Raw genomic sequence first — 22,639 nt, forward strand, 5'->3', positions numbered from 1 at the left:
CTGTCCCTCGGGACCGCCGGGCACCAGAGCGGATGCCGCCGGATCCGCGCGCATCCGCGCACGACAGGTCCGTGGTCCGGACGATAGCCTCGTGCTCGTCGGGCCGTCCCGACTGCACCGGATCACCTCCCCCCGCCTGCCGCTCGACCCGGCAGACCCTGCTCTGGAGCCGACCATGAGCGCACCCAGCCCCCTCGCGGACTTCCTCCGAGCGCGACGGGCGGCGCTGCGACCCGAGCAGGTCGGGCTGACCCCGGTCGGCGGCCGGCGCAGGGTGCCGGGCCTGCGGCGCGAGGAGGTCGCCGACCGCGCCAGGATCAGCCGGGACTACTACCTCCGCGTCGAGCAGGGCCGCGACATCCGGCCCTCGGACCAGGTGCTGAGCGCCCTCGCCGCGGCGCTGGACCTCGGGCCGTTCGAGCGCGCGCACCTCTTCCGGCTGGCCCGGCCGATCCCCCGGCCGCACGATCCGGCGTCGCCGGCGGACCGGCCGCAGGTGGCGTCGCTGCTGAACCACTGGCCGATGACCCCGGCGTTCGCCTTCGACCGCAACCTCGATGTCCTGGCCGCGAACGACCTGATGCTCCGCCTCGCTCCGGAGAAGGGCCTGCCCGGGACGAACATGCTGCTCTCCGCGGCGGAGGGTCACGCCCGCGTCTTCGAGGAGGGGGAGGCGCCGGAGGTGCTGCGGGCGTGGGACGCGGTCTACCGGGAGATGATCGCGGCGCTGCGGTTCTACGGCGACCCGGACGACCCGCGCCTGCAGGAGATCGTCGGGGAGTGCTCGGTGCGGCACCGCCCGTTCCGCGCGATCTGGGCCGAGTACGAGGTGCGGCCGTTCACGCGACGCTCGCTCCGGCTCGCCGTCCCTCCCTTCGGCTGGCTCGACTTCGACATGCAGACGCTCGAGCTGTCGACGGCGCCGGGCCACTACGTGGTGACGTACCTCGCGGAGGAGGGATCATCCGCCGCCGCCGCGATCGAGCACTTCACGTCGCTCCGTCCCGCCCCGCGGGGTCCGCACCCGGCCGACCGGGACGATCGGACGCAGGTGGTCTCCGAGCGCTGACGGCCAGCCGGCGGAGGGCCTCGCGCGCCGTCGCGTCGAGGGGCTCGAACAGGACCAGCGTGCTGTCGTCATCCAGGAGCCGGGTGAGGCGGTAGCCCAGGGAGAGCCTGCCGACGGCCGTGTCCGGGAGGTCGACGGAGCCGCTCGAGGCCGACGGTGCACCGCCCGCCCAGGAGCGGGCGAACGCGGCGCTCGTAGCGGACAGCTCGCCCACCACGGCCGGGAAGCCGCGATCCCCCTCGTGCCGATCGAGCGACTCCCGCAGCAGAGCGGCGATCTGGTCGGCCGCGGCCCGCCAGGAGGGCGAGTCCTGCCGGCCGGCCGCGTCGAGGAAGGTGAAGCGGACGAGGTTCACCCCGGGGCGGAAGCCGGGCGAGAGGGCGCGGGCGAGCCGGGTCGCGGCCAGCACGCGGAGGTGCCGGTCCAGCAGGACGGCGGGCTGCCCGGCCCACGGCAGCAGCGACTCCCGTGCTCGCTCGTCCGCGGGGGAGAGGTCCGGCTCCTCGCCGTCCGAAGCCGTCATCGTCACCGCCGATCCGCGCCGTCGCCGCCGCGATCCGGTCCCCGCGCGGCCCCCTGCCGCGACGCGCCGGACGGTGCGATCGCGAGGACTGTACGGGCGATCACGGGCCCGGACAAGCGGCGCGGGGGAAGGTCTGGACGATCGTCGGAACATCGGAGCGATCCGTCCGCATCGCGACCCGTCGCGCCTAGCGTGGAGCCGCTCCTCCCCTTCTTCCGCGGGAGAGCGCATCCTGACGTCGACTCGGGCCGGCCCCGGGCCGACCCGAGCACGGAGGTTCGAGAATGCCGTATGCGACCACGGACGACGACGTCGAGATCTACTACAAGGACTGGGGTCCCGCGGACGCGCAGCCGATCGTGTTCCACCACGGCTGGCCGCTGTCCTCGGACGACTGGGACGCGCAGCTCCTCTTCTTCCACGCGCACGGCTACCGCGTGATCGCGACCGACCGCCGGGGACACGGACGTTCGGAGCAGGTCGGCACCGGTCACGACATGGACCACTACGCCAGCGACGTCGACGCCGTGGTGCGGCACCTCGACCTGCACGACGCGGTCCACGTTGGCCACTCCACCGGCGGCGGCCAGGTCGCGCGCTACGTCGCGCAGTACGGCCAGCCGCAGGGCCGCGTGGCGAAGGCGGTCCTCGTCTCCTCCGTGCCGCCGCTGATGGTGCAGACGGAGGCGAACCCCGAGGGCACGCCGATGAGCGTCTTCGACGGGTTCCGCGAGGCGCTCGCCGCGAACCGCGCCGAGTTCTTCCAGGCCGTCGCGTCGGGTCCGTTCTACGGCTTCGACCGCGACGGCGCGGAGGTCTCGCAGCCGGTGATCGACAACTGGTGGCGCCAGGGGATGACGGGCAGTGCGCTCGCGCACTACGAGGGCATCAAGGCGTTCTCGGAGACGGACCAGACGGAGGACCTGAAGGCGATCACCGTCCCGGTGCTCGTGCTGCAGGGCGACGACGACCAGGTCGTGCCGTACCAGGACGCGGCGCTGAAGCAGCACGAGCTGCTGCAGGACTCGACGCTGAAGATCTACGAGGGCTACCCGCACGGCATGCTGACGACCCACGCGGACGTGATCAACCCGGATCTGCTGGCGTTCATCCAGCGGTAGCGCGTCCCGGTGACGGCGGGATCCGGCGGGCGACCGCGGATCCCGCCGGATCGGCCCTGGGCTCGGAGCCCCGCGGATGGTAGGGTCGTCAGGTTGTCCATGACCAGACGCACTCGCGTCCGCGGGAGTGGGCAGATGCTACATACCCTCCTGTCACGGAAATACCGTGGCCGTTCAGTCCGAAGGAGGTGGGTTAGTGACGCATCAGTACGAACTCATGGTCATCCTGGATCCCGAGATCGATGAGCGCACCGTCGCTCCGAGTCTCGACAAGTTCCTCAACGTCATCCGCACCGATGGTGGATCCATCGACAAGGTCGACGTCTGGGGCCGCCGTCGTCTGGCGTACGAGATCAACAAGAAGTCCGAGGGCATCTACGCCATCGTCGACTTCACGTCGACCTCGGCCGCCGCGAACGAGCTCGACCGTCAGCTGAAGCTGTCGGAGGCCGTCATGCGCACCAAGGTGCTCCGCGCCGAAGAGGGCATCGCCCAGGTCGCCGCCGCCAAGAAGCTCGCCGACGAGAAGGCCGCCCGCAAGGCTGCCAAGGCTCCGGCCGCTCCCAAGGCGTAACGCTGATGGCCGGCGAGACGATCATCACCGTGGTGGGGAACCTCACCGCCGACCCCGAGCTGCGCTACACGCAGGGCGGGCTCGCGGTCGCGAACTTCACCATCGCCTCCACGCCGCGCACCTTCGACCGTCAGGCGAACGACTGGAAGGACGGCGAAGCGCTGTTCCTCCGGGCCTCCGTCTGGCGCGAGTTCGCCGAGAACGTCGCGGGGACGCTGACCAAGGGAAGCCGTGTCGTCGCGACCGGCCGCCTGAAGCAGCGCTCCTACGAGACGAAGGAAGGCGAGAAGCGCACCAGCATCGAGCTCGAGATCGACGAGATCGGCCCCTCGCTGCGCTACGCGACCGCTCAGGTCACGCGCGCAGCCGGTGGCGGCGGTGGACGCGGTCAGGTCGGCGGCGGCGGCGGTGGCAACCAGGGCGCGAGCCAGGGCGGCTTCGGTGGCGGCAACGGCGGCAACCAGGGGGGCTCCGGCGGAAACGGCGGCGGCAACCGCGGTGGCGGCCAGGCCGAGGAGCCGTGGGCGCCCAGCGCTCCGGCCGGTGGCGACGTGTGGAGCACGCCGGGCAGCTACAACGACGAGACGCCGTTCTGAGCCTCCGGCTCGAGCGCGCCCTCACCTGAATCACGCGTCCCCGCCCCGAGAGGGGTGCCGACGGACGCGAACCAGAATCTAAGGAAACCACTATGGCTGGAAAGAGCAGCGGCGACCGCCGCAAGCCGATCCGCGGCAAGGGCGCGAAGAACGCGGCCCCCGCGAAGTCGGTCCGCGTGGGCGTCATCGACTACAAGGACGTCCCGACCCTTCGCAAGTTCATCTCCGAGCGCGGCAAGATCCGCGCCCGTCGCATCACCGGCGTCTCCGTCCAGGAGCAGCGCCTCATCGCCCGCGCCGTCAAGAACGCCCGCGAGATGGCGCTCCTGCCCTACGCCGGCAGCGGAAGGTAGGTAGAAGATGTCCAAGGTCATCCTGACCCACGAGGTCGACGGGCTCGGCTCCGCCGGCGACGTCGTCGACGTGAAGAACGGGTTCGCCCGCAACTACCTCATCCCGCAGGGCTTCGGCGTCGCGTGGACCCGCGGTGGCGAGAAGCAGGTCGAGCAGATCAAGTCGGCGCGAGCCGCTCGTGAGCACAAGACCATCGAGGAGGCTCAGCACACGAAGCAGGTCCTCGAGGCCAACCGCGTGAAGCTGACCGTCAAGGCCGGCAAGGACGGGCGCCTCTTCGGCTCCGTCAAGACCTCCGACATCGCGACCGCGGTGGCGGCGGCCGGCTACGGCGAGCTCGACAAGCGCAAGATCGTGATCTCGAACGCGATCAAGAACGTCGGCGAGCACGAGGCCGTGGTGCGTCTGCGCGACGACATCCAGGCCACTGTGAAGCTGCAGGTGGTCGCGGCCAAGTAAGGCCGCGAGAACGCCGCGGAGGGCGGTGCGACGGGACTTCACGGTCCCCTCGCACCGCCCTTCGTCGTTGCGGTTGTCCACAGCTCCATCCACATACACCCTCCCGGACGGGCAACCTTCAATGTGGTCTGGAGACTCTTTTCCCCACACACCTGTGGAAAGGGGGAAAGGCCTGGTCAGGCGGCCGAAAAAACTTGTCCGACAGTCGAGTTCCCACAGGGTTGTCCACATGTTGCCCACAGCGGGTGCGGCGTTTCCCGCTCGTTCTCCACAGTTCTCTCCACAGGGTGGTTTGACCCCGGCGGCGGGCGGTCCGTAGTGTGGCGCAGCGCCCCGCGAGGGGAGCGGGGCGGGCGCCGAGCGTCCGCTGTCGGAGGTCGGGCGTAGACCTGTGTCCGGCACTCGCGACAGACGGCTCGACCGTGTCGCCACCCGTTCCGCGAGGCACCCGACAGGAGGAGGCGAAGGCATGACGATCGCGCACCTGGCGGTTCCCGGCTCGGATGGACGAGACGGGCGGGACTCCCGAGGGGACTCCCCGCGCAGCAACGAGCGCACGCCTCCGCACGACCTGCTCGCGGAGCAGTCGGCGCTCGGCGGCATGCTGCTCTCGAAGGACGCCGTCGCGGACGTCGTCGAGAGCGTCAAGGCGACCGACTTCTACATCCCCAAGCACGCGATCGTCTTCGAGGCGATCCTGGCGCTCTACTCGCACGGCGAGCCGACCGACGTGATCGCCGTCACCGACGAGCTGACCAAGCAGGGCGAGCTCCAGCGCGCCGGCGGTGCCGACTACCTGCACTCGCTCACCGCGATGGTGCCGACCGCGGCGAACGCGGGCTACTACGCGTCGATCGTGGCCGAGCGCGCGCTGCTGCGCCGCCTGGTCGAGGCGGGCACCCGCATCGCGCAGATGGGCTACCAGGGCGAGGGCGAGGTGCTCGACCTCGTCAACACGGCGCAGGCCGAGATCTACAACGTCACCGGGTCCGAGACGGCGGAGGACTACGTCCCGCTGACCGACGCGGTGACCGTCGCCATCGACGAGATCGAGGCGGCCGCGCACAAGGACGGCGCCTTCACCGGTGTGCCGACCGGCTTCGCCGACCTGGACGACCTCACCAACGGCTTCCACCCCGGCCAGATGATCATCGTCGCGGCGCGACCGGCCCTGGGAAAGTCGACGCTCGCGCTCGACTTCGCCCGCGCCGCCGCGATCAAGCACAACATGGCCACGATCTTCTTCTCGCTCGAGATGGGGCGCAGCGAGATCGCGATGCGCCTGCTCTCGGCCGAGGCGTCCGTTCCGCTGCAGCACATGCGCAAGGGCACGGTCGACCAGCGCGACTGGACGACCATCGCCTCGACCCGCGGCCGCATCAACGACGCCCCGCTCTACATCGACGACTCGCCGAACCTCACCCTCGTCGAGATCCGCGCGAAGTGCCGGCGGCTCAAGCAGCGCATCGGCCTGAAGATGGTCGTCATCGACTACCTCCAGCTGATGACCTCGGGCAAGAAGGTCGAGAGCCGCCAGCAGGAGGTCTCCGAGTTCTCCCGTGCGCTGAAGCTGCTCGCGAAGGAGCTGCAGGTGCCGGTCATCGCGCTGTCGCAGCTGAACCGTGGACCGGAGCAGCGCGCCGACAAGCTGCCCGCGATCTCCGACCTCCGCGAGTCCGGCTCGATCGAGCAGGACGCCGACATGGTGATCCTGCTGCACCGCGAGAGCGCCTACGAGAAGGACAACCCGCGCGCGGGCGAGGCCGACCTCATCGTCGCCAAGCACCGCAACGGCCCGACCCGCACGGTGACCGTGGGCTTCCACGGCCACTTCTCCCGCTTCGCGGACATCCCGGCGGTCTGACGCTCGTGGCTGCACAGGATCAGGTCGAGGAGGTCGCGCTCGACGGGGAGAGCATCCGGCTCGGGCAGTTCCTGAAGTTCGCGGGGATCCTCGACTCCGGGGGCGAGGTGAAGGAGGCCGTCGCGGACGGCTTCGTCAGCGTGAACGGCGAGGTGGACCGGCGGCGCGGGCGGCAGCTGGCGGTCGGCGACGTCGTCGAGTTCGGCGGGCGCCGGTTCCGCGTCGGGGCGTAGGACTCGTCCGGAGGTCTCCTCTTCCGGGCGTCTCCTCTTCCCGGCCCGCGGGTGCGTGGCTAGCATCGGGGCGTGCGACGCCGGGGTCGCGCCGGTCAGGAGGCTCCGATGGGGTTCGTCAGCTACGGGATGCTCGTGTCGATCGACGGGTTCGTCGCGGCGGCGGACGGCGACATCTCCGGCTTCCCCGCGCCCGGGCCCGCGCTGCACCGGGTTTTCAACGAGGGGCAGCGGGCCGCCGCCCTGTCGGTCTACGGCAGCCGGATGTGGCGGATGATGGCGTACTGGGGCCGGCCCGATCCGGAGTGGGACGAGGTCGCCGAGGACTTCGCGCAGGCGTGGGTCGCGACTCCGAAGGTCGTCTTCTCTGCGACGGTGACCGAGGTGCCCGAGGGCGTGACGCTGATCGCCTCCGATGCGGTCGACGCGTTCCGCCGGATCAAGGCCGAGACCGAGGGTGCGATCGAGGTGAGCGGGCCGACGCTGGCCGCCTCGCTCGGCGCGGCCGGGCTGATCGACGAGTACCGGCTCCACACGCAGCCGTTCGTCCTCGGCAGCGGAACGCCGTACTTCGCCGCCGGCTTCCGACCGGAGCTGCGCTTCCTCGGCAGCGAGCCGCTGCCGGAGGGCGCGGTGCTGACGCGGTACGCGCCGCGGTGACGGGTCCATTGCTGTGGCCTGCCACTGCTTCGACGTCCCGCACCGGCCCTTCCGGAAAGGACTGCGCGAACCGCAGACCTCCGTCATCACCAGGCCCTCAGCTCATGAGCGTCCGCGCCTCATCCTGAGGCACGCAGCGCAGTGAGCAGCGAAAGCGCTCAGGGCGCGTGACCGGGTCCGCGCTGCGTGACAGGCTCGGAGGACACTGACGTCAGGAGCGCGCATGCAGGTCGGCATTCATTTCATGAACTTCACGCTGCCGGGGGGCAGTGCCGGGATCGCGCCGATCCTGGGGGCCACGGCGCGGACGGCGGAGGACGTCGGCTGCGAGTGGTTCACGCTGATGGACCACTACTTCCAGATGGAGCAGTTCGCGACGAGCGAGGATCCGATGCTCGAGGGGTACACCTCGCTCGGCTTCGTCGCGGGGCGGACGGAGCGGCTGCGGCTGGGGCTGCTGGTGACCGGGGTGACCTACCGGCACCCGGGGCTGCTGGCGAAGATCGTGACGACGCTCGACGTGCTGTCGGGCGGGCGGGCGATGCTCGGCATCGGTGCGGCCTGGTACGAGCGGGAGCACCTGGGGCTCGGCGTGCCGTATCCGGCGCTGAAGGAGCGGTTCGAGCGGCTCGAGGAGACGCTGCAGATCTGCAAGCAGATGTGGAGCGACAACGACGGGCCGTACACGGGGAAGCACTTCCAGCTGGCCGAGACGCTGAACCACCCGGAGCCGATCCAGCGGCCGGGGCCGCCGATCCTCATCGGGGGCAGCGGTGAGAAGAAGACGCTGCGTCTGGTCGCGGAGTACGGCGACGCCTGCAACCTGTTCGCGATCGGGGCGGAGGGGATCGCGCACAAGCTCGATGTGCTGCGCCGGCACTGCGACGAGCTGGGGCGCGACTACGACGCGATCACGAAGACGATCATCGGCGGCGGGGATCCGGTCGGCGACCCGGACGGGTTCGTGCGGGCGATGGAGGAGTACGCGGCGCTGGGGATCTCGCTGGTCGAGCTCGCGCCGCAGGGGCCGGACCCGGAGGGGTACGTCGCGCGGCTCGGCGAGGGCGTCGTGGGGCGGCTGGCGGCGATCGGCTGAGGGCGCGGTGGGTCTCGATACGCCGCTGGCGCGGCTACTCGACCAGCAGGGAGGGGGCGCTGCGCGCATTGCTCGACCAGCAGGGAGGGGGCGCTGCGCGCATTGGTCGACCGGCAGGGAGGGGGAGCTGCGCGGTCGGTCGACCGGCAGGGAAGGGGAGCTGCGCGCACAACATCAGCTGAGAGCACCCGGCCTCCGCTGTCAGCGGAGGGACCCCTGTCTCAGCTGATGTTGTGCGCGTCGGCGGCGGCAGAACGTCAGCCGAGGACGTGCGTCGTCGCCGAGGGACGCTGAGAGTTACTCCCGGCTGATGTTCTGCGTCCGGATCGGGTGCATGGTCTGCAGGTCCGAACTGTCGGGCGCGCCCCATGCTGATCGAGTAGCCCGTGGAGCGGGCGTATCGAGAGCCGGCAGCGCCAGAAGGACGAGTCTGCAGACCTGGCCTTCATTGGACGGTGGGTCTCGATACGCCGCTGCGCGGCTACTCGACCAGCATGTTCTGCAGTTCTGCCGGTACCCGCTGGAGGTTCGCCTCCATGCCGACCGAGGAGGCCCGGAAGGTCGTATCGAGATACGGCGTCAGGGGGTGGGGGTGCAGCCGCAGGTCTCGCCGAGGACGAGGGTGGTCGGCAGGCGGACGTGGCGGACGGGGGCGTCGGCCAGGGACTCGTCGAGGAGCTCGAAGGCGATGCGGGCCATCTCGCGGACGGGAACGGCGACGGTGGTGACCCGGACGCCGCCGAGCAGTGCCTCGCGGATGCCGTCGAAGCCGACGATCGCGAGCTCGGCCGGGACGCGGATCCCCTCCTGGGAGGCGGCGCGGAGGAGGGCGAGAGCGTGCTCATCGGTGGTGGCGAAGACGGCGCGCGGGCGCTCGGTGCGCAGGACGGTGCGGAGCGCGGCCTCGGCCGAGACGCGGTCCATCGGCACGCGGTGCAGGCGGCCTGCGGCGCCTCCCATGGCCTCCGCCCAGAAGCGGGCGCGGAGGCCCGAGGGGCCGAAGTCGTCGGGGCCGGTGACGCAGTGCACGTCCTCGTGGCCGTGCGAGAGCAGGTGCTCGACCGCGGCTCGCACGCCCTGCTCGTCGTCGAAGACGACGCTCGGCTCGGTGTCGGTGGGGGCCGCGGAGTGCAGGAAGACGCGCGGGGCGGTGTCGGCGGTGCTGGCGGGGTCGATGGTGATCAGGAGGATGCCGGCGGTGCGGAGGTCGGCGAAGGTGCGCTCGTAGCCGCGCTCCACCTCGGGGTCGTACTCGGTGTTGCCGAGGAGGGTCAGCAGCGAGCGACGGCGGGCCTCGTGCTCGATCTCGCGCGCCAGCTCGCCGAAGAAGGCGTTGGAGGAGTCGGGGACGAGCAGGCCGACCAGGTTCGAGCGGCCGACGCTGAGCGCCTCGGCGAGGGTGTTGCGGCGGAAGCCGAGCTCGGTGATGGCGGTCTCGACGCGGGCGCGGAGCTCGGGGGAGACGGGGCGCGGGCCGTTGTTGACGACGTAGCTGACGACGGTGGCGGAGGTGCCGGCCGAGCGGGCCACATCGGCGAGGGTGGGGCGCCGGGGGCGGGCTGACATCCGGTCAGCTTATGGGAGGGGGGTGCGGACGGGGATCTCGATACGCCCGCTGCGCGGGCTACTCGATCAGCATGAAGGGGGCCGCTAAGCGGGTGGCGCGATCGGCAGGGGAGGGGCGCCCCCTGGTGGGTGCTTGATCGGCGAGGGTAAGGGCGCCCGCCGCGCGGGTGCCCGGTCGATGAGGGGGGCGCCCGCGGCGCGGGTGCTCGATGGCGGATGGGCGCGGGCGGCGCGGAATGTTTCACACGGGCGTAATAAACGGGCGGGTGGGGGAAACAGGGCGCGACTATGGTCACGCTAACCGCTTAGAACCGCCGACTCCCCTGGAGCGTCATGCACGCCACCCTCACCCCGTTGCACCGCGCCGCGCTGCCCGCGACGGCGGCCGACGCGTCCGGTGACTCCCGGGTCGTTCGAGCGCTGACCCGTACCGCGTGGGCGCAGGCCGTGCTCCGCGCGGTCGCCGCGGCCTCCAACCTCTCGTTCGCGCACACCCGCGTCGCCGTGCTCGGGACCGGGCCGCTCGCCGTCGAGCTGGCGACCAGGACCGCCGCGACGGGCGCTCGCGTGATCGTCGTCGGCGACGACCCGGTCGCGCTGGTCGAGATCGCCCAGCTCGGGCTGACGGTGCAGACGACCGAATCGGCAGAGCTTCGGGACGCGACGATCGCCTTCGCGACGGGAGAGCTGACGAGCCCGGTCACCTCGGCGCTGCTCGGCACCGGCGGTCCGCTGCTCCTGGTCGACGCGGCGGAGGAGCGCCCGGCGGTCGCCGCGGCCACCGACCCCTCCACCGACCCCTCCTCCGGCCGCCCCGGGATCGACCGCATCGCGGACGCCGAGCGCGAGCTCTTCCTCCTCGTGGCGCGCGACGTCGCCGACGGCTCGGCCCGCCGCACCACGGAGCAGCTGTCCGCGCGCTTCGCGGCCGCGGTCGAGGCCGCCCGGGAGCAGGACCCGTCGCCCGACGACCTGCACGAGCGCGCCGACCGCGCCCTCGCGCTGGAGCTGCTCCGATGACCGCGCCGATCCGGGACCCCTCGCTCTGGCGGCAGGGGCAGGACAAGATCGACTGGGCCGCGCGCTTCATGCCGGTGACTCGCGGGATCGCCGGACAGCTCCGCGAGCGCGGCACCGTGCGGGGCCTGCGGATCGGGCTGGTGCTCGTGCTCGAGCCCAAGACGGCGACCCTGGCGCTCGAGCTGGCGGCGGCCGGCGCCGACGTCAGCGTGATGTGCGGCGCCTCCAACACCCACGACGACACCGCGGCCGCCCTGCAGCACGCGGGGATCGCGGTCTTCGCCCGCTCGGACGCGAGCGCCGCCGACGACCGGGCGTTCGCTCTCGGGCTGCTCGACCGGCGGCCGGACATCCTGGTCGACGACGGCTCGTCGGTCACCCGGCTCGCGCACACCGACCGGCCCGCGGTCTTCGAGACCCTGCGCGGCGCGACGGAGGAGACCACCAGCGGCCTGCGCCCGCTCCGGGTGATGGAGCGCGAGGGTGCGCTGCGGATCCCGGTGCTCGCGGTCAACGACGCGCGCTGCAAGACCCTCTTCGACAACCGGCACGGCACCGGGCAGTCGACGCTGCTGACCATGCTCGCCCTGCTCGCGACTCCGCTCGACCGCGCGCACGTCGTCGTCGCGGGCTTCGGACCGGTCGGCCGCGGGGTCGCCCAGCACGCCCGCGCGCTCGGCGCCCGCGTGACGATCGCGGAGGTCGACCCGGTCCGCGCACTCGAGGCGGTCTTCGCCGGCTACGACGTCGACGCGCTGGAGTCGGCGGCCGGCAGCGCCGACCTGCTGATCTCGGCGACGGGCATCGCGCACACCATCGATGTGGAGCACCTGCTCGCCCTGCCGGAGGGGGCGGCCGTGGCCGTCTCGGGCGGCGTCGCGCAGGAGATCGCGATCGACGCGGCGCTCGCCGCGGGCGCGACCCGGCAGAGCATCGGCCACGCGCTGGAGAGCTTCACGCTGCCCAACGGCCGCTCGATCGTCGTGCTCGACGACGGCGGCTGCATCAACTGCACCGCCGGTGAGGGGAACCCGATCGAGATCATGGACCTGTCCTTCGGCGTCCAGGTGGCCGCCGTCGATCTGCTCGCGCGGGAGGCGGGGAGCCTCGCTCCGGCCGTGCACCTGCTCCCGCCCGAGGTCGACGACCGGGTCGCCCGCGCCAAGCTCGACGCGCTCGGGCTGCGGATCGACGCGCCGAGCAGCGCGCAGCGCGACTTCCTCGGCAGCTGGACCTCGACCGGCCGCCGGGCCGCGCCGCAGCGGGACGGAGCGCGCTCGTGACCGAGCTGCTGCGCCTGGACGGCGTCGGAGTGACCTACCGCAATGCGGAGCAGCCGTCACTGGTGGACGCCAGCTTCTCGGTGTCGAGCGGCGAGGTCGTGCTGGTCGCGGGCCCGTCCGGCTGCGGCAAGAGCACGCTGCTGCGGGTGCTGAACGGGCTGGTGCCGCGCTCCTACCGCGCCGAGGTGACCGGGCGGATCGAGGTCGAGGGGCGGGACGCGACTCCGCTCGCCCTGCGCGACATCTCGGAGGTCGTCGGCACGCTGCTGCAGGATCCGGGCAAGCAGGTCGTCGGGCACAGCGTGCTCGCCGAGATCGCCTTCGGGCTGGAGAACCGCGGGACGCCGCCCGCCGAGATCCGCGAGCGCGCGCACCGGGTCGCCGAGCGACTCGGGCTCACCGCGCTGCTCGCGACACCCCCGCACGAGCTGTCCGGCGGGCAGCTGCAGCTCGTCGCCTTCGCGGGGATCCTGGTGCTCGATCCGCGGGTCATCGTCATCGACGAGCCGCTGGCGAACCTCGATCCCGACGCGGCCGACGTGCTGCTGCGGGCGGTGCGCGCCTACGTCGACGGCGGCGGGGCAGCCGTGATCGTGGAGCACCGCGTCGACGAGGTGCTCGCGCTCGAGCCGGACCGCGTCGTGTACCTGGAGGAGGGGCGGGTCGTCTACTCGGGCGGTGTCGCCGGGTTCCTCGAGGTCGCGTCGCCGGAGTCGGTGAAGCTGCCGTTCGAGGCGCTGCTCGCCGGCGCCGCGGGGGAGGAGTCGCCCGAGGAGGAGGCGCGGCCGGCTCCGGCCGGTGCCGCTCGCCTGCACTTCGACGGTGCCGAGCTCGGCTACGGCGCGCGGACGATCGTGGCCGCCGTGGACCGCCGCTTCCACGCGGGCGAGCGGGTGGCGATCCTCGGCCGGAACGGCGCCGGCAAGTCGACGCTGATGCGCGCGGCGGTCGGCCTGGTCGCGCCGACCCGCGGCCGCGTGCTGCTGGACGAGCGGCCGGTGCACGAGCTGACCGCGGCCGAGCTCGTCTCGACCTGCGGCTACCTCTTCCAGAACCCCGGCCAGGCGCTCTTCAGCGAGACGGTCGAGGCCGAGCTGGCCTTCGGGCCGCGGAACCTCGGCGTGCCGGCGGAGGAGATCCCGGCGATCGCCGACGCCGCGCTGCGCGCCGTGTCGCTCGACGACGTGCCGGGGATCCTGCAGCGGCCGCCGCGGACGCTCTCCTTCGGGCAGCAGCGCCGGCTCGCCGTCGCGCTCGCCCTCACGCTGCGGCCGCGGACGCTGATCCTCGACGAGCCGACGGCGGGGCAGGACGAGCGCTCCTCCCGCCACTTCCTCGACGCGGTCTGGGCGATCGACGGGATCGACAGCGTGTACTTCATCACCCACGACGTCGACATGGCGCTCGCGCGGGCCGACCGCGTGGTGGTCGTCGACGGCGGCGGGATCGTCGCCGACGCCAGCCCCGCCGAGGTCGTGCACGACACGGCGCTCTGGCACGGCCCGGGCGTCGACCCCGGCCACTCCCGCGCGGTGCTGCGCGAGACCGACTTCGTGCGCGCCGCCCGGCGCCACGGACCCGCGAGCGGCCGCCTCCCGCGCCCGCTCGACCTCGCCCGGCGCCTCCGCCGTGCGCAGCACGACCCCGGCAGCACCCCCGACGCCGGACGCACCGCCGATCCCCGCAGCTCCTCTCCCTCCCTCGAAAGGACACACCCGTGACCGCCACCACCTCCACCGCCGCGAAGACCGGCCCCTGGGCCGTCTCCTCCCGCACGATCGTCTTCGGTGCCGTCGGCGCCGCCCTCTACGGCGCGCTCGGCGCCCTGAGCTTCGTGATCCCCGGGACGATGATCTCGATCCGTCCCGCGATCGCGATCATCCCCTTCGTGGGCCTGCGCTTCGGACCGGTCGCCGGCTTCTTCACCGGCGCCGTCGGCAACGCGATCGTCGACCAGATCATGGGCTACGGCTTCCTCACCTACTGGAACTGGAGCATCGCGAACGGCCTCGTCGGCCTGCTCGCCGGACTGATCGGCTACTACGCCAAGGAGCCGCGCACCACCGGCCGCCAGCTCGTCTGGGCCGCCGCCATCGCGGTCGCCGCGGTCGTCGTCGGACTGCTCTTCACCGCCACCGACTTCCTGTTCCTCGGCCAGACCTTCCAGTACTGGTTCTTCGGCTCCTACCTCCTGGCGATCCTCGCCACCGGCATCACCGCGGTGATCCTGGTGCCCGTGCTCGACCGGGTCTGGAAGCCGCTGCAGAACCTCGCCGGACGCTGACGGGCGCCCGGGATGGAGGTCTCGCCTCGATACCTCGGCGGTGACTCCTTCCTCGGCCGCCGGGATCCGCGCGTGCTGATCCTGGTGCCGGTGATGTTCGTCGTCACGGCCAGCCAGGTGCGCGATCTGCGCTGGATGGCGGCGCTCGCCGTGGTCGCCTTCGCGTACTACCTCAGCGCGCGGATCCCGTTCCGCGAGGTGCGCTCGAACTGGGCCGTCGTGGCCGTGTTCGTGCTGGTCTTCGCGGGGATCAACGGGCTCATCGTCGGCGCGACCGGCAGCGGCGAGCCGGAGGCCGGCGCGACGCTGTTCACGGTGCCGGTCGTCGGGCTGGCGATCACGGAGGGGGCGGTGTCGTACGCGGTCAACCTGCTGCTGCGCTTCCTCACGCTGGTCGCGGTCGGCTTCCCGCTCGCGTTCGCCATCCGCCCGGGAGACCTCGCGGTCGCGTTCGCGCGACTCGGGGTGCCGGCGCGCTTCGCCTACGGGATCGACCTCACCTTCAAGTTCCTGCCCAGCGCGGCCTCGAACCTGCAGGAGACGGCCGCGGCCCAGCGGCTGCGCGGCTACGAGCGGACGCAGACCCGCAATCCGATCCGGCGCCTGCGCGAGGTCGCACCGCTGATGGTGCCGGTCACCATCACGTCGTTCGTGGACGCGGAGGACACGGTGGACGCCCTCGATCTGCGCGGCTTCGGGACGCGCAAGCGCACCTGGCTGCGGGAGATCCGCTACACGCCGGTCGACTGGACGGTGACGGGCGCGGCGGTGCTGCTGGCGGTCGCGGCGAGCACGGCGAGTCTCAGCGGACTGATGCCGTCGGCGTGGATCCCGTGAGCGGCGCGGTGTCGCTCGGGCGCGAGAGCGCCGGGAGCTCGACGTCGGTGCTCACCGTGCACAGCGCGCCGTGGGTGCTGCCCGTGGCGGGCGAGCCGGTGCGGGACGGGGCGGTCGCCGTGCGCGGCGAGCGGATCGTCGCCGTCGGTCCGCGGGACGAGGTGCTGGAGGGGCTCCGCGACGAGTCGCCCGCGGTGCGGGAGTGGCCGGGCGCGATCGTCCCGGGGCTCGTCAACGCGCACTCGCACCTGCAGTACACCTGCATGTCCGCGGTCGGCCGGGGCCGGTACGCCGGCTTCGAGGACTGGTCGCGCGCGTTCCAGGAGGTCTACGAGCAGCCGCACGACTGGGGCGCCTCCGCCGCCGAGGGGCTCGAGATCGCGGTCTCGACCGGCACGACGGCGATCGCCGACATCGTCACCGACCTCGACGCACTGCGCGTGCTCGAGGACGGCCGCGTGCACGGGATCGCCTACTGGGAGCTGATGAGCCTCCTCGAGGACGACTGGCGCGGCAGCGGGCGGGCGATCACCGCGGAGCTGGTGCGCACCTCCGGCGTGACGCGCATCGGACTCTCGCCGCACGCGCCGTACTCGCTGGACACCCCGGTGCTGAGCGACCTGACCGGGCTCTCGCAGGAGCTCGGCGTGCGCCGGCACCTGCACCTGGCCGAGTCGGCCTGGGAGGCGGAGTACACGATGCACGGCCGCGGCGATCTGGCGGAGCAGTGGCGCCGCTGGGGCTACGACGGCTTCCACCTGCTGCGCAACGGCGGCAGCGCGCTGCGGCCGGTGGCGTACGCGGAGACGATCGGCGCGCTCGGCGACGACGTGCACATCGCGCACGGGATCTACGTGGACGCGGACGACCGCGCGACGCTGCGGCGCACCGGCACCTCCGTCGCGCTGTGTCCGCGCTCGAACGCGGTGATCGGGCTCGATGAGGCGCCGGTCGCGGACTACCTGCGCGAGGGGAACGCGATCGCGGTCGGGACGGACTCGCTGTCGTCGACGCCGTCGCTGGACCTGCTCGGGGACGTGGCCGAGCTGTGCCGGATCGCGCGGGCGCAGGGGTACGCGGGGCGCGATCTGCACGCGCGGCTGCTCGCGGCGGCGACGCTCGGCGGCGCGGTGGCGATGGGGGCGGCGGAGTCGTTCGGCACGCTGGTGCCGGGAGCGCTCGCCGACCTCGCGGTGCTCGAGGTGTCCGGTTCTTCTTCCGACGACGTGCTCGCCGCCGTCGTCGAGGCCGGCGAGGGGACCGCCCTCGCCACGATCATCTCCGGGGAGGTCCGATGGCAGGCGCGGAGGTGAGCGGATTCGTCGACCGGCTGAGCGTCGACGGGCGGGTGCTCGAGCGGGTGCGGCGGCCGGCGCTCGCCGAGGCGATGGGGCTCGAGCCGCATCCCGAGGGCGGCTGGTACCGGCGGACGTGGGAGTCGCCGGAGCGGCTGACGCTCGTCGGCGCGGACGGCTCGGTGCGGGAGCGGCCGGCGGCGACGCTGATCGTCTTCCTGCTGCCGGCGGGTGAGGCGTCGGCCTGGCACCGGGTGTCGTCGGCCGAGACGTGGATCTGGAACGGGCCCGGGCAAGTGGCGCTGCAGTACGGCGGGCTCGGCGAGGAGCCGGAGGACGGCGAGACCGTGGTGCTCGGCTCCGCGTTCGAGGGGTTGCCGGTGCAGGCGCTGGTGCCGGCCGACGTCTGGCAGCGGACGCTGCCGTCGGCGGAGGACGCGGTGGTGAGCTGCCTGGTGTCGCCGGGCTTCGACTTCGCGGACTTCTCGATGCCGGAGTAGGGAGCGGGCGGGTCAAGAGACGCCGCTGCTGCATGCTGATCGAGTAGGCCGCGAAGCGGGCGTATCGAGATCCACCAGCGTCGGAGGTCGAGTCTGCAGACCCGCTCTGCTGAGGACGGGCCCCTGCGGGGCTGCTCGACCAGCATCGAGGGGGCCCCGCGGGGCTGCTCGACCAGTAGGGGCGTGCGCTGCGGCGGCTGGACTGCTCGGGACGTCGACGGGCACGGATCCCGTCAGCAGTGACGTGAACGCGTCATCGTTGTGCTCGGAGCGCCCGGAATTTCTCTGGTGCGGTGTGAGGGCCCCACCCTGGTATGCATGTACGCCGATGCCGATTGCGGCGGCGGTCGTACCTCGACACCACGGGAGACGGACTCATGGCGCACGACGACGATCGGCCGACGACCTCCGACGGTCGAAGCACAGTAGAACGGCGGACACTCGTCGCCGGAGGGGTATGGACGGTGCCCGTCATCGCCCTGGCGACGGCGGCTCCGGCCGCATCGGCGTCTCCTGCCCCCTGCCCGTCGGTCACCGATCCGGCCCAGTGGCGGCGCTATGACAACGGCTACGGCTATCACGGGGCGTCCGGCATCGAGGAGAAGAACGGCGCCGTCTTCTTCCTTCAGCAGGCGGACGATTCGGGCTCCGCCGAGGGGTTCGACCTGGAGGTCTGGTGGGGGGCCAGGCTGCCGGTCGTCGCGGGGACCACCTACACCTTCCTCTACCGGGCCGGCGGCTCGTACGCACAGACCGGCAACGACAGGACCCGCGGCGCGCAGTACGCCCGGCTCGAGATCGACGACGTGCCCATCTCGCTGAACTACAGCACCGACACGAGTCAGTACGGCGACGTGCAGCTGACGAAGGACTTCTCGTTCGTCGACTACTCCACCCGATGGACGGCGAACACCACGGGATCGGTCCAGCTCATGTGGCACTTCATCGTTCCCGGACGAAAAGGAGTGAGGACCGACGCGAACGACGACATCCGCATCACGCTGCCGATGATCGTCTGCTCGTAGGGACGCCGAGCAGCCCGTGGGGCGGGCGTCTGCATGCTGATCCAGTAGCCCGTGGGGCGGGCCCTTCAATGCTGATCGAGTAGCCCGTACAGCGGGCGTATCGAGATCCACCGTGGTCTGGAGGGTGGGTCTCGATACGCCGCGTTCCGCGGCTACTCGACCAGCATGAAGCGCGCGGCCTGCGGTTGGTCGACCGGCATGGAGCGCGGGGGCTGTGGGTGGTCGGCCGGCATGGAGTGCGCGGGTTGCAGCGGGTCGCCCGGGATGGAGCGCGCGGCCTGCGGCTGGTCGGCGGGCAGGAAGCGCGCGTTCCGCGGCTCGTCGGCCGGCAGGGGTGCGCGGACCGGGCGGGTATCGTGAGCCGCATCATGCCCGTCGACTCCGCCCTCGAGGCCTCCGGCTCGGGGAGACGCCTGCAACGCCGGGTCGCCGAGGGGCTCGGGCGGGAGATCGCGTCGGGGGTCCGGCCGGCGGACTCGCAGATCGTGCCCGAGGAGATCGGCCGCCGGTACGACGTGTCGCGCACGGTGGTGCGGGAGGCCTTCCGCGCTCTCGAGGCGCGGGGGATGATCCGGGCCAGGCCGCGCGCGGGGACGCAGGTCCAGCCGGAGAGCTCGTGGAACCTCCTCGATCCTGACGTGATCCAGTGGCGGGCGGCCGGGCCGGCCGGGGAGACACAGCTGCAGGAGCTCCTTCTGCTGCGCGAGGCCGTCGAGCCGGCTGCGGCCCGGCTCTTCGCGTCGAGCGGCCGGACCGCCCGACAGCAGGAGCTGTCGGCTGCGGCGGCGGAGCTCGCCCTCGCGGCCGAGGCCCGATCGCTGCCCCGTTTCACGAGCGCCGATCAGAGCTTCCACCGGGTCCTGGTCGAGGGGTCGGGCAACGCGGTGCTCACCCAGCTGCTCGGCACCATCGCCGCGGCGCTCGACAGCAGGTACGGCAGCGGCGTTCCGACCTTCACCGCCGCCACCGATCGTGCGGTCGACCAGCATCGGCGGCTGGCGGAGGCGATCGAGGCGGGGGACGCCGATCGCGCGGAGAGCGCGGCGCGCACGCTCGTCCGCGACACCGCTGCGGAGATCCGGGCGACGTCGGTCAGCGGAGGATCGATCTGAATCGGAACGATCGGCGACGCCATCGTCCGGCGACGATCACTCCGGGCTCGCGAGGCCCTCGTACGCGCGGCTGGGGATCTGCGTGGCGAGCTTGCCGCCGCTGATGTCGACGAGCGTGCCGGTGATGTAGCTCGCGGCGTCGCTGGAGAGGAAGCAGAGCAGGTCGGCGATGTCGTCGGGCGTGCCCCAGCGGCGCAGGGTCAGCGTGTCGAGGAGCCGTGCCTTCGCGGCCTCCGGCATGTCGGCGAAGCCGTTCATCGCCGTGGGGATCATCCCCGGCGCGTAGGCGTTGACGGTGATGCCCCACGGTCCCAGCTCGCCGGCGAGGACCCGGGTGAACTGCACGACGGCCGCCTTCGACGCTCCGTAGGCGGCGGCGCCGATGCTCGGGACGATCGCCGCGAACGAGGCGGCGTTGATGATGCGACCGCCACTGCGCGCCTTCATCACCGGGATGACGGCCTGCGACACGAGGAAGGTGCCGCGGACGTTCACGTCGAACGCGGCGTCCCAGCGCGACGGATCGAGGCTCTCGACGGTGCCCTCGACGTTGATGCCGGCGTTGTTCACCAGGACGTCGACGTGGCCGAACCGCTCGACCACCGCGTCGATCGCTGCCCGCACGGATGCCGGATCCGTCACGTCGCAGACCAGTTGCTGCGCGTCGCCCGAGGGGGAGGGGAAGGCCAGGTCGAGGGCGGCGACCCGGGCGCCCTCGGCGAGGAAGCGGTCGACGATCGCGCGGCCGATGCCGCGCCCGCCGCCGGTGACCACGACGACCAGACCGGTGAGATCGATGAGCACGGCAACCTCCTAATAGTATGATTAATAGTTCGTCACCGTAGCATCGAAGGGACGCCCCATGGACACCGAAGTCGCTCGCAGAGTCGCCTGGATCACGGGGGCCGGCTCCGGGATCGGGGCCGCGTCGGCCGAGCGACTGGCGGCGTCGGGCTGGACGGTGGTGCTCAGCGGGAGGTCCCGCGAGCGCCTCGACGCCGTCGCCGAGCGGATCGGGAGCGCCGGTGGGGACGCCCTCGTCGTCCCCCTCGACGTGAGCGACGGGGAGGCGGTGCCCGCCGCCCGGGACGCGGTGCTGGCCGCGGTCGGCCGCATCGACGCGCTGGTCCTGGCGGCCGGGCTCAACTCCCCGCGGCGGACCTGGGGGGACCAGCGGCTGAGCGAGCTCGAGGAGATCGTGCGCACCAACCTGCTCGGTCCGGTGGGCGTCATCGACGCGGCGCTGCCCGAGCTGAGGGAGCACGCCGGCGCGGTCGTGCTCGTCTCCTCGTACTCGGCCTGGGCGTTCGCCCCGATCGCGGGAGTCGGCTACAGCGCGAGCAAGAAGGCGCTGGCCGAGATCGCCCGCACGCTGAACGCGCAGGAGGCGGCCTCCGGGATCCGCGCCTGCCACCTCTGCCCCGGCGACGTCGCGACCGACTTCCTCCGCCACCGGCCGCAGGTCCCGGACGACGTCGCGCGCGCGGCGATGCTCTCGCCGGACGACGTGGCCCGCGCGGTCGAGTTCGTCCTCGACTCGCCGGCCCACGTCCGCATCGACGAGCTCGTGATCTCGCCGGTGTCGCAGCGCTGACGGCCTCCGGGCCTTCGTCGGCGACCGCTCGGCGGTCGCGTTCGTGCCGGGCTGGGTCCGCGCGTCCGCGGACGGCCGCCCCTGCTACTTCGGAGTCGGCTGCGTCTTCGGCTGGGCGGGAGACGCAGCCGACTTCCCGACGGAAGCACTGCTGCGGGTGACGTACCGGCCGGTGGTCGGGCTGATCCGCGCGCCGCTGACCCGGAAGCCGCCGTTGCCGAGGCTCTGGAACGAGTTGCTGCTGCTGTTCGTCATCGCTGTCTCCCTGTCCGCTGTCGATCGTAGTTGTGTGAGGCAGCTCACACGAGGGAGTCGCTCAGCCGTTCGCTCCACGCATTCGCGATGTCGAGCACCTGGTCGAACCACATCGCCTTCGACGTGGAGAACGCCTCCGCGGTGCCGGGAAGGCCGACGCTCAGCACCGCGGTCGCGATGTCCGGCAGGCCCTCGAACGAGACCCTGATCGGAAGTGCGAGCACCGTGCCCCAGCGAGTCGTTCCGGCCGGGTCGAGGTTCTGGAACACGATGCTCTCCGCACCGAGGGTTCGGCCGGCGACCCAAGCGCTGTCGTGTCCGCTCGGCACGCGGCGGATGTCGGTCGCTGCTCGATAGGTGCGGTCCTGGGAGGCGTACCGTCCGACGCTGCCTGCTCCGTCCGCGAGCCACAGGCTGACGCCGAGCTGCTCGACGTCGAAGGCGTCGCGCAGCGACCGCGCGTCGTCGTCGAGCGCATCGGAGTACTCCGGCTGGCGGACGTCGAAGCCGTCGACGTGAAGATCCCAGAGCGCGGTCGCGCGCTGCTGGGGGGAGCGGTATCGAGGACGATGCAGATGACGGAGCTCGCGGATGATCTGCGCGGCATCGGTGAAGTCCTCGAGGAGGATCGGCTGCAGTCCGGCAGCCCTCCACTGCCCGGCGAGGGCGCTCTTGATCTCGTCGAATCGCTCTCTCGAGACGCCGAAGGCCTGGCGCGCGAGAAGCACCAGCGCCGCGTTGCCGTTCGGCGAGTCGGCGAGAGCGACGTGGAGCCAGCGCCGGACGTCCGGATCGCGGTAGGACGTTCCGGCGATGACGATGGCGCCGTCCTGCGCCGCCTTCGTGAGCAAGCGCTGCTGCCAGCAGTCCTGGTCGCCGAGCAGCTCGTTGTAGTCGGACAGGGTGAGGACGACGCCCTCGCTCCGCGAAGGGGAGGCGATTCCGTGCAGGTGGTGCACGACGTACGCGGTCGAGGACACCTCGTCGTCGACGCGGCCCTCCGCGGTCCCTTCGATGTCGACGGCGTCCTCGAGGAGGACGTCGAAGTTCAACGTCGCCACCGTGGTCTCGTCGGTTCCCCCAGCGAGGGCGTGGCCGGCGGCCGCGAGATGCAGCGATGAGGGCGACAGATCCTGCAGCCCTTGGTAGAGCGCGGCCCTGACGCCCTGGTCCCACCGGTTCAGAGTGCTCTTCGCGGCTTCAGCGACGAGGAGTGGATCCTGCCGCTGCACGAGCTCCTGCGCGGCGGTCTCCGAGCGGACGGCTCCACTCTTCAGGAGGAGCCGAACGGCGAGTTCGTCCCACCCGGGCAGCCCCGA

At 72.1% G+C, this 22,639-nt stretch carries 25 protein-coding genes; 20 read left to right on the forward strand and 5 right to left on the reverse strand.

Features of this window, described 5'->3' with window-relative positions; genetic code table 11:
- Positions 1-175 precede the first annotated feature (175 nt).
- Complete coding sequence (locus C1I64_RS16355) at positions 176-1,069, forward strand: helix-turn-helix transcriptional regulator (protein WP_164874571.1); 894 nt, start codon at positions 176-178, stop codon at positions 1,067-1,069.
- Here the strand turns inward: C1I64_RS16355 and C1I64_RS16360 are convergent.
- Positions 990-1,592 (reverse strand): MmyB family transcriptional regulator, encoded by a 603-nt coding sequence (locus C1I64_RS16360; protein ID WP_244209596.1) that lies wholly within the window; start codon positions 1,590-1,592, stop codon positions 990-992. The genes C1I64_RS16355 and C1I64_RS16360 overlap by 80 nt on opposite strands.
- A 284-nt stretch (positions 1,593-1,876) precedes the next feature.
- On the opposite strand from C1I64_RS16360, the gene C1I64_RS16365 reads away from it, so the two are divergent.
- From C1I64_RS16365 to C1I64_RS16405, 9 genes are all read left to right on the forward strand, one after another.
- Positions 1,877-2,713, forward strand: a complete 837-nt coding sequence (locus C1I64_RS16365; protein WP_127887925.1) for an alpha/beta fold hydrolase — start codon at positions 1,877-1,879, stop codon at positions 2,711-2,713.
- A gap of 196 nt (positions 2,714-2,909) precedes the next feature.
- Positions 2,910-3,287 carry a 30S ribosomal protein S6 gene (gene rpsF, locus C1I64_RS16370; protein WP_123447279.1) on the forward strand — a complete coding sequence of 126 codons (378 nt, stop codon included), beginning with the start codon at positions 2,910-2,912 and terminating at the stop codon, positions 3,285-3,287.
- 5 nt (positions 3,288-3,292) lie between these two features.
- On the forward strand, positions 3,293-3,883 hold the full coding sequence (locus tag C1I64_RS16375; protein WP_123447280.1) for a single-stranded DNA-binding protein: 591 nt from the start codon (positions 3,293-3,295) through the stop codon (positions 3,881-3,883).
- A 92-nt stretch (positions 3,884-3,975) separates the two neighbouring features.
- Positions 3,976-4,236, forward strand: coding sequence for a 30S ribosomal protein S18 (gene rpsR, locus C1I64_RS16380; protein ID WP_056039813.1), 261 nt, complete (start codon positions 3,976-3,978; stop codon positions 4,234-4,236).
- 7 nt (positions 4,237-4,243) lie between these two features.
- Positions 4,244-4,696 carry a 50S ribosomal protein L9 gene (gene rplI, locus C1I64_RS16385; RefSeq protein WP_123447282.1) on the forward strand — a complete coding sequence of 151 codons (453 nt, stop codon included), beginning with the start codon at positions 4,244-4,246 and terminating at the stop codon, positions 4,694-4,696.
- 469 nt (positions 4,697-5,165) lie between these two features.
- On the forward strand, positions 5,166-6,560 hold the full coding sequence (dnaB, locus tag C1I64_RS16390) for a replicative DNA helicase (protein ID WP_127887926.1): 1,395 nt from the start codon (positions 5,166-5,168) through the stop codon (positions 6,558-6,560).
- Between the two features lie 5 nt (positions 6,561-6,565).
- Positions 6,566-6,793 carry an RNA-binding S4 domain-containing protein gene (locus C1I64_RS16395; RefSeq protein ID WP_127887927.1) on the forward strand — a complete coding sequence of 76 codons (228 nt, stop codon included), beginning with the start codon at positions 6,566-6,568 and terminating at the stop codon, positions 6,791-6,793.
- Between the two features lie 108 nt (positions 6,794-6,901).
- Positions 6,902-7,453, forward strand: a complete 552-nt coding sequence (locus C1I64_RS16400) for a dihydrofolate reductase family protein (RefSeq protein ID WP_127887928.1) — start codon at positions 6,902-6,904, stop codon at positions 7,451-7,453.
- Between the two features lie 223 nt (positions 7,454-7,676).
- Positions 7,677-8,549 carry an LLM class F420-dependent oxidoreductase gene (locus C1I64_RS16405; RefSeq protein WP_127887929.1) on the forward strand — a complete coding sequence of 291 codons (873 nt, stop codon included), beginning with the start codon at positions 7,677-7,679 and terminating at the stop codon, positions 8,547-8,549.
- 579 nt (positions 8,550-9,128) lie between these two features.
- On the opposite strand, the gene C1I64_RS16410 is transcribed toward C1I64_RS16405, so the two are convergent.
- Positions 9,129-10,115, reverse strand: coding sequence for a LacI family DNA-binding transcriptional regulator (locus C1I64_RS16410; protein WP_127887930.1), 987 nt, complete (start codon positions 10,113-10,115; stop codon positions 9,129-9,131).
- 333 nt (positions 10,116-10,448) lie between these two features.
- On the opposite strand from C1I64_RS16410, the gene C1I64_RS16415 reads away from it, so the two are divergent.
- The 9 genes from C1I64_RS16415 to C1I64_RS16455 all read left to right on the forward strand — a co-directional run bounded on the left by C1I64_RS16415 (position 10,449) and on the right by C1I64_RS16455 (position 19,471).
- A complete protein-coding gene (locus tag C1I64_RS16415; RefSeq protein ID WP_127887931.1) occupies positions 10,449-11,135 on the forward strand; it encodes a hypothetical protein in 687 nt (228 codons plus the stop codon).
- Positions 11,132-12,418 (forward strand): adenosylhomocysteinase, encoded by a 1,287-nt coding sequence (locus C1I64_RS16420; protein WP_127887932.1) that lies wholly within the window; start codon positions 11,132-11,134, stop codon positions 12,416-12,418. Before C1I64_RS16415 ends, C1I64_RS16420 begins: the two co-directional genes overlap by 4 nt.
- On the forward strand, positions 12,415-14,139 hold the full coding sequence (locus C1I64_RS16425; RefSeq protein WP_127887933.1) for an ABC transporter ATP-binding protein: 1,725 nt from the start codon (positions 12,415-12,417) through the stop codon (positions 14,137-14,139). The genes C1I64_RS16420 and C1I64_RS16425 overlap by 4 nt, the downstream gene beginning before the upstream one ends.
- On the forward strand, positions 14,136-14,702 hold the full coding sequence (locus C1I64_RS20205; protein ID WP_123447291.1) for an ECF transporter S component: 567 nt from the start codon (positions 14,136-14,138) through the stop codon (positions 14,700-14,702). The genes C1I64_RS16425 and C1I64_RS20205 overlap by 4 nt, the downstream gene beginning before the upstream one ends.
- Before the next feature lie 12 nt (positions 14,703-14,714).
- Positions 14,715-15,539, forward strand: coding sequence for an energy-coupling factor transporter transmembrane component T family protein (locus tag C1I64_RS16435; protein ID WP_123706136.1), 825 nt, complete (start codon positions 14,715-14,717; stop codon positions 15,537-15,539).
- On the forward strand, positions 15,527-16,852 hold the full coding sequence (locus tag C1I64_RS16440; protein ID WP_341867835.1) for an amidohydrolase family protein: 1,326 nt from the start codon (positions 15,527-15,529) through the stop codon (positions 16,850-16,852). Before C1I64_RS16435 ends, C1I64_RS16440 begins: the two co-directional genes overlap by 13 nt.
- Positions 16,849-17,334: a cupin domain-containing protein gene (locus C1I64_RS16445; RefSeq protein WP_243585718.1), complete on the forward strand. Its 486-nt coding sequence runs from the start codon at positions 16,849-16,851 to the stop codon at positions 17,332-17,334. The genes C1I64_RS16440 and C1I64_RS16445 overlap by 4 nt, the downstream gene beginning before the upstream one ends.
- Before the next feature lie 464 nt (positions 17,335-17,798).
- On the forward strand, positions 17,799-18,359 hold the full coding sequence (locus C1I64_RS16450; protein WP_208645150.1) for a hypothetical protein: 561 nt from the start codon (positions 17,799-17,801) through the stop codon (positions 18,357-18,359).
- Positions 18,360-18,727: 368 nt separating this feature from the next.
- Positions 18,728-19,471 (forward strand): FadR/GntR family transcriptional regulator, encoded by a 744-nt coding sequence (locus tag C1I64_RS16455; protein WP_127887936.1) that lies wholly within the window; start codon positions 18,728-18,730, stop codon positions 19,469-19,471.
- Positions 19,472-19,507: 36 nt separating this feature from the next.
- Here C1I64_RS16455 and C1I64_RS16460 read toward each other — a convergent pair whose 3' ends face one another.
- On the reverse strand, positions 19,508-20,275 hold the full coding sequence (locus tag C1I64_RS16460; protein WP_127887937.1) for an SDR family NAD(P)-dependent oxidoreductase: 768 nt from the start codon (positions 20,273-20,275) through the stop codon (positions 19,508-19,510).
- A gap of 58 nt (positions 20,276-20,333) precedes the next feature.
- Here C1I64_RS16460 and C1I64_RS16465 point away from each other — a divergent pair, with 58 nt between their 5' ends.
- Positions 20,334-21,065 (forward strand): SDR family oxidoreductase, encoded by a 732-nt coding sequence (locus tag C1I64_RS16465; protein ID WP_127887938.1) that lies wholly within the window; start codon positions 20,334-20,336, stop codon positions 21,063-21,065.
- 84 nt (positions 21,066-21,149) lie between these two features.
- On the opposite strand, the gene C1I64_RS20210 is transcribed toward C1I64_RS16465, so the two are convergent.
- Both C1I64_RS20210 and C1I64_RS16470 read right to left on the reverse strand, forming a co-directional pair.
- Positions 21,150-21,320 (reverse strand): hypothetical protein, encoded by a 171-nt coding sequence (locus C1I64_RS20210; RefSeq protein WP_159423922.1) that lies wholly within the window; start codon positions 21,318-21,320, stop codon positions 21,150-21,152.
- A gap of 44 nt (positions 21,321-21,364) precedes the next feature.
- Positions 21,365-22,381, reverse strand: a complete 1,017-nt coding sequence (locus C1I64_RS16470; RefSeq protein WP_164874572.1) for an SIR2 family protein — start codon at positions 22,379-22,381, stop codon at positions 21,365-21,367.
- Positions 22,382-22,639: the final 258 nt, after the last annotated feature.

Source organism: Rathayibacter festucae DSM 15932 (assembly GCF_004011135.1).
Classification (GTDB): Bacteria; Actinomycetota; Actinomycetes; order Actinomycetales; family Microbacteriaceae; genus Rathayibacter; species Rathayibacter festucae.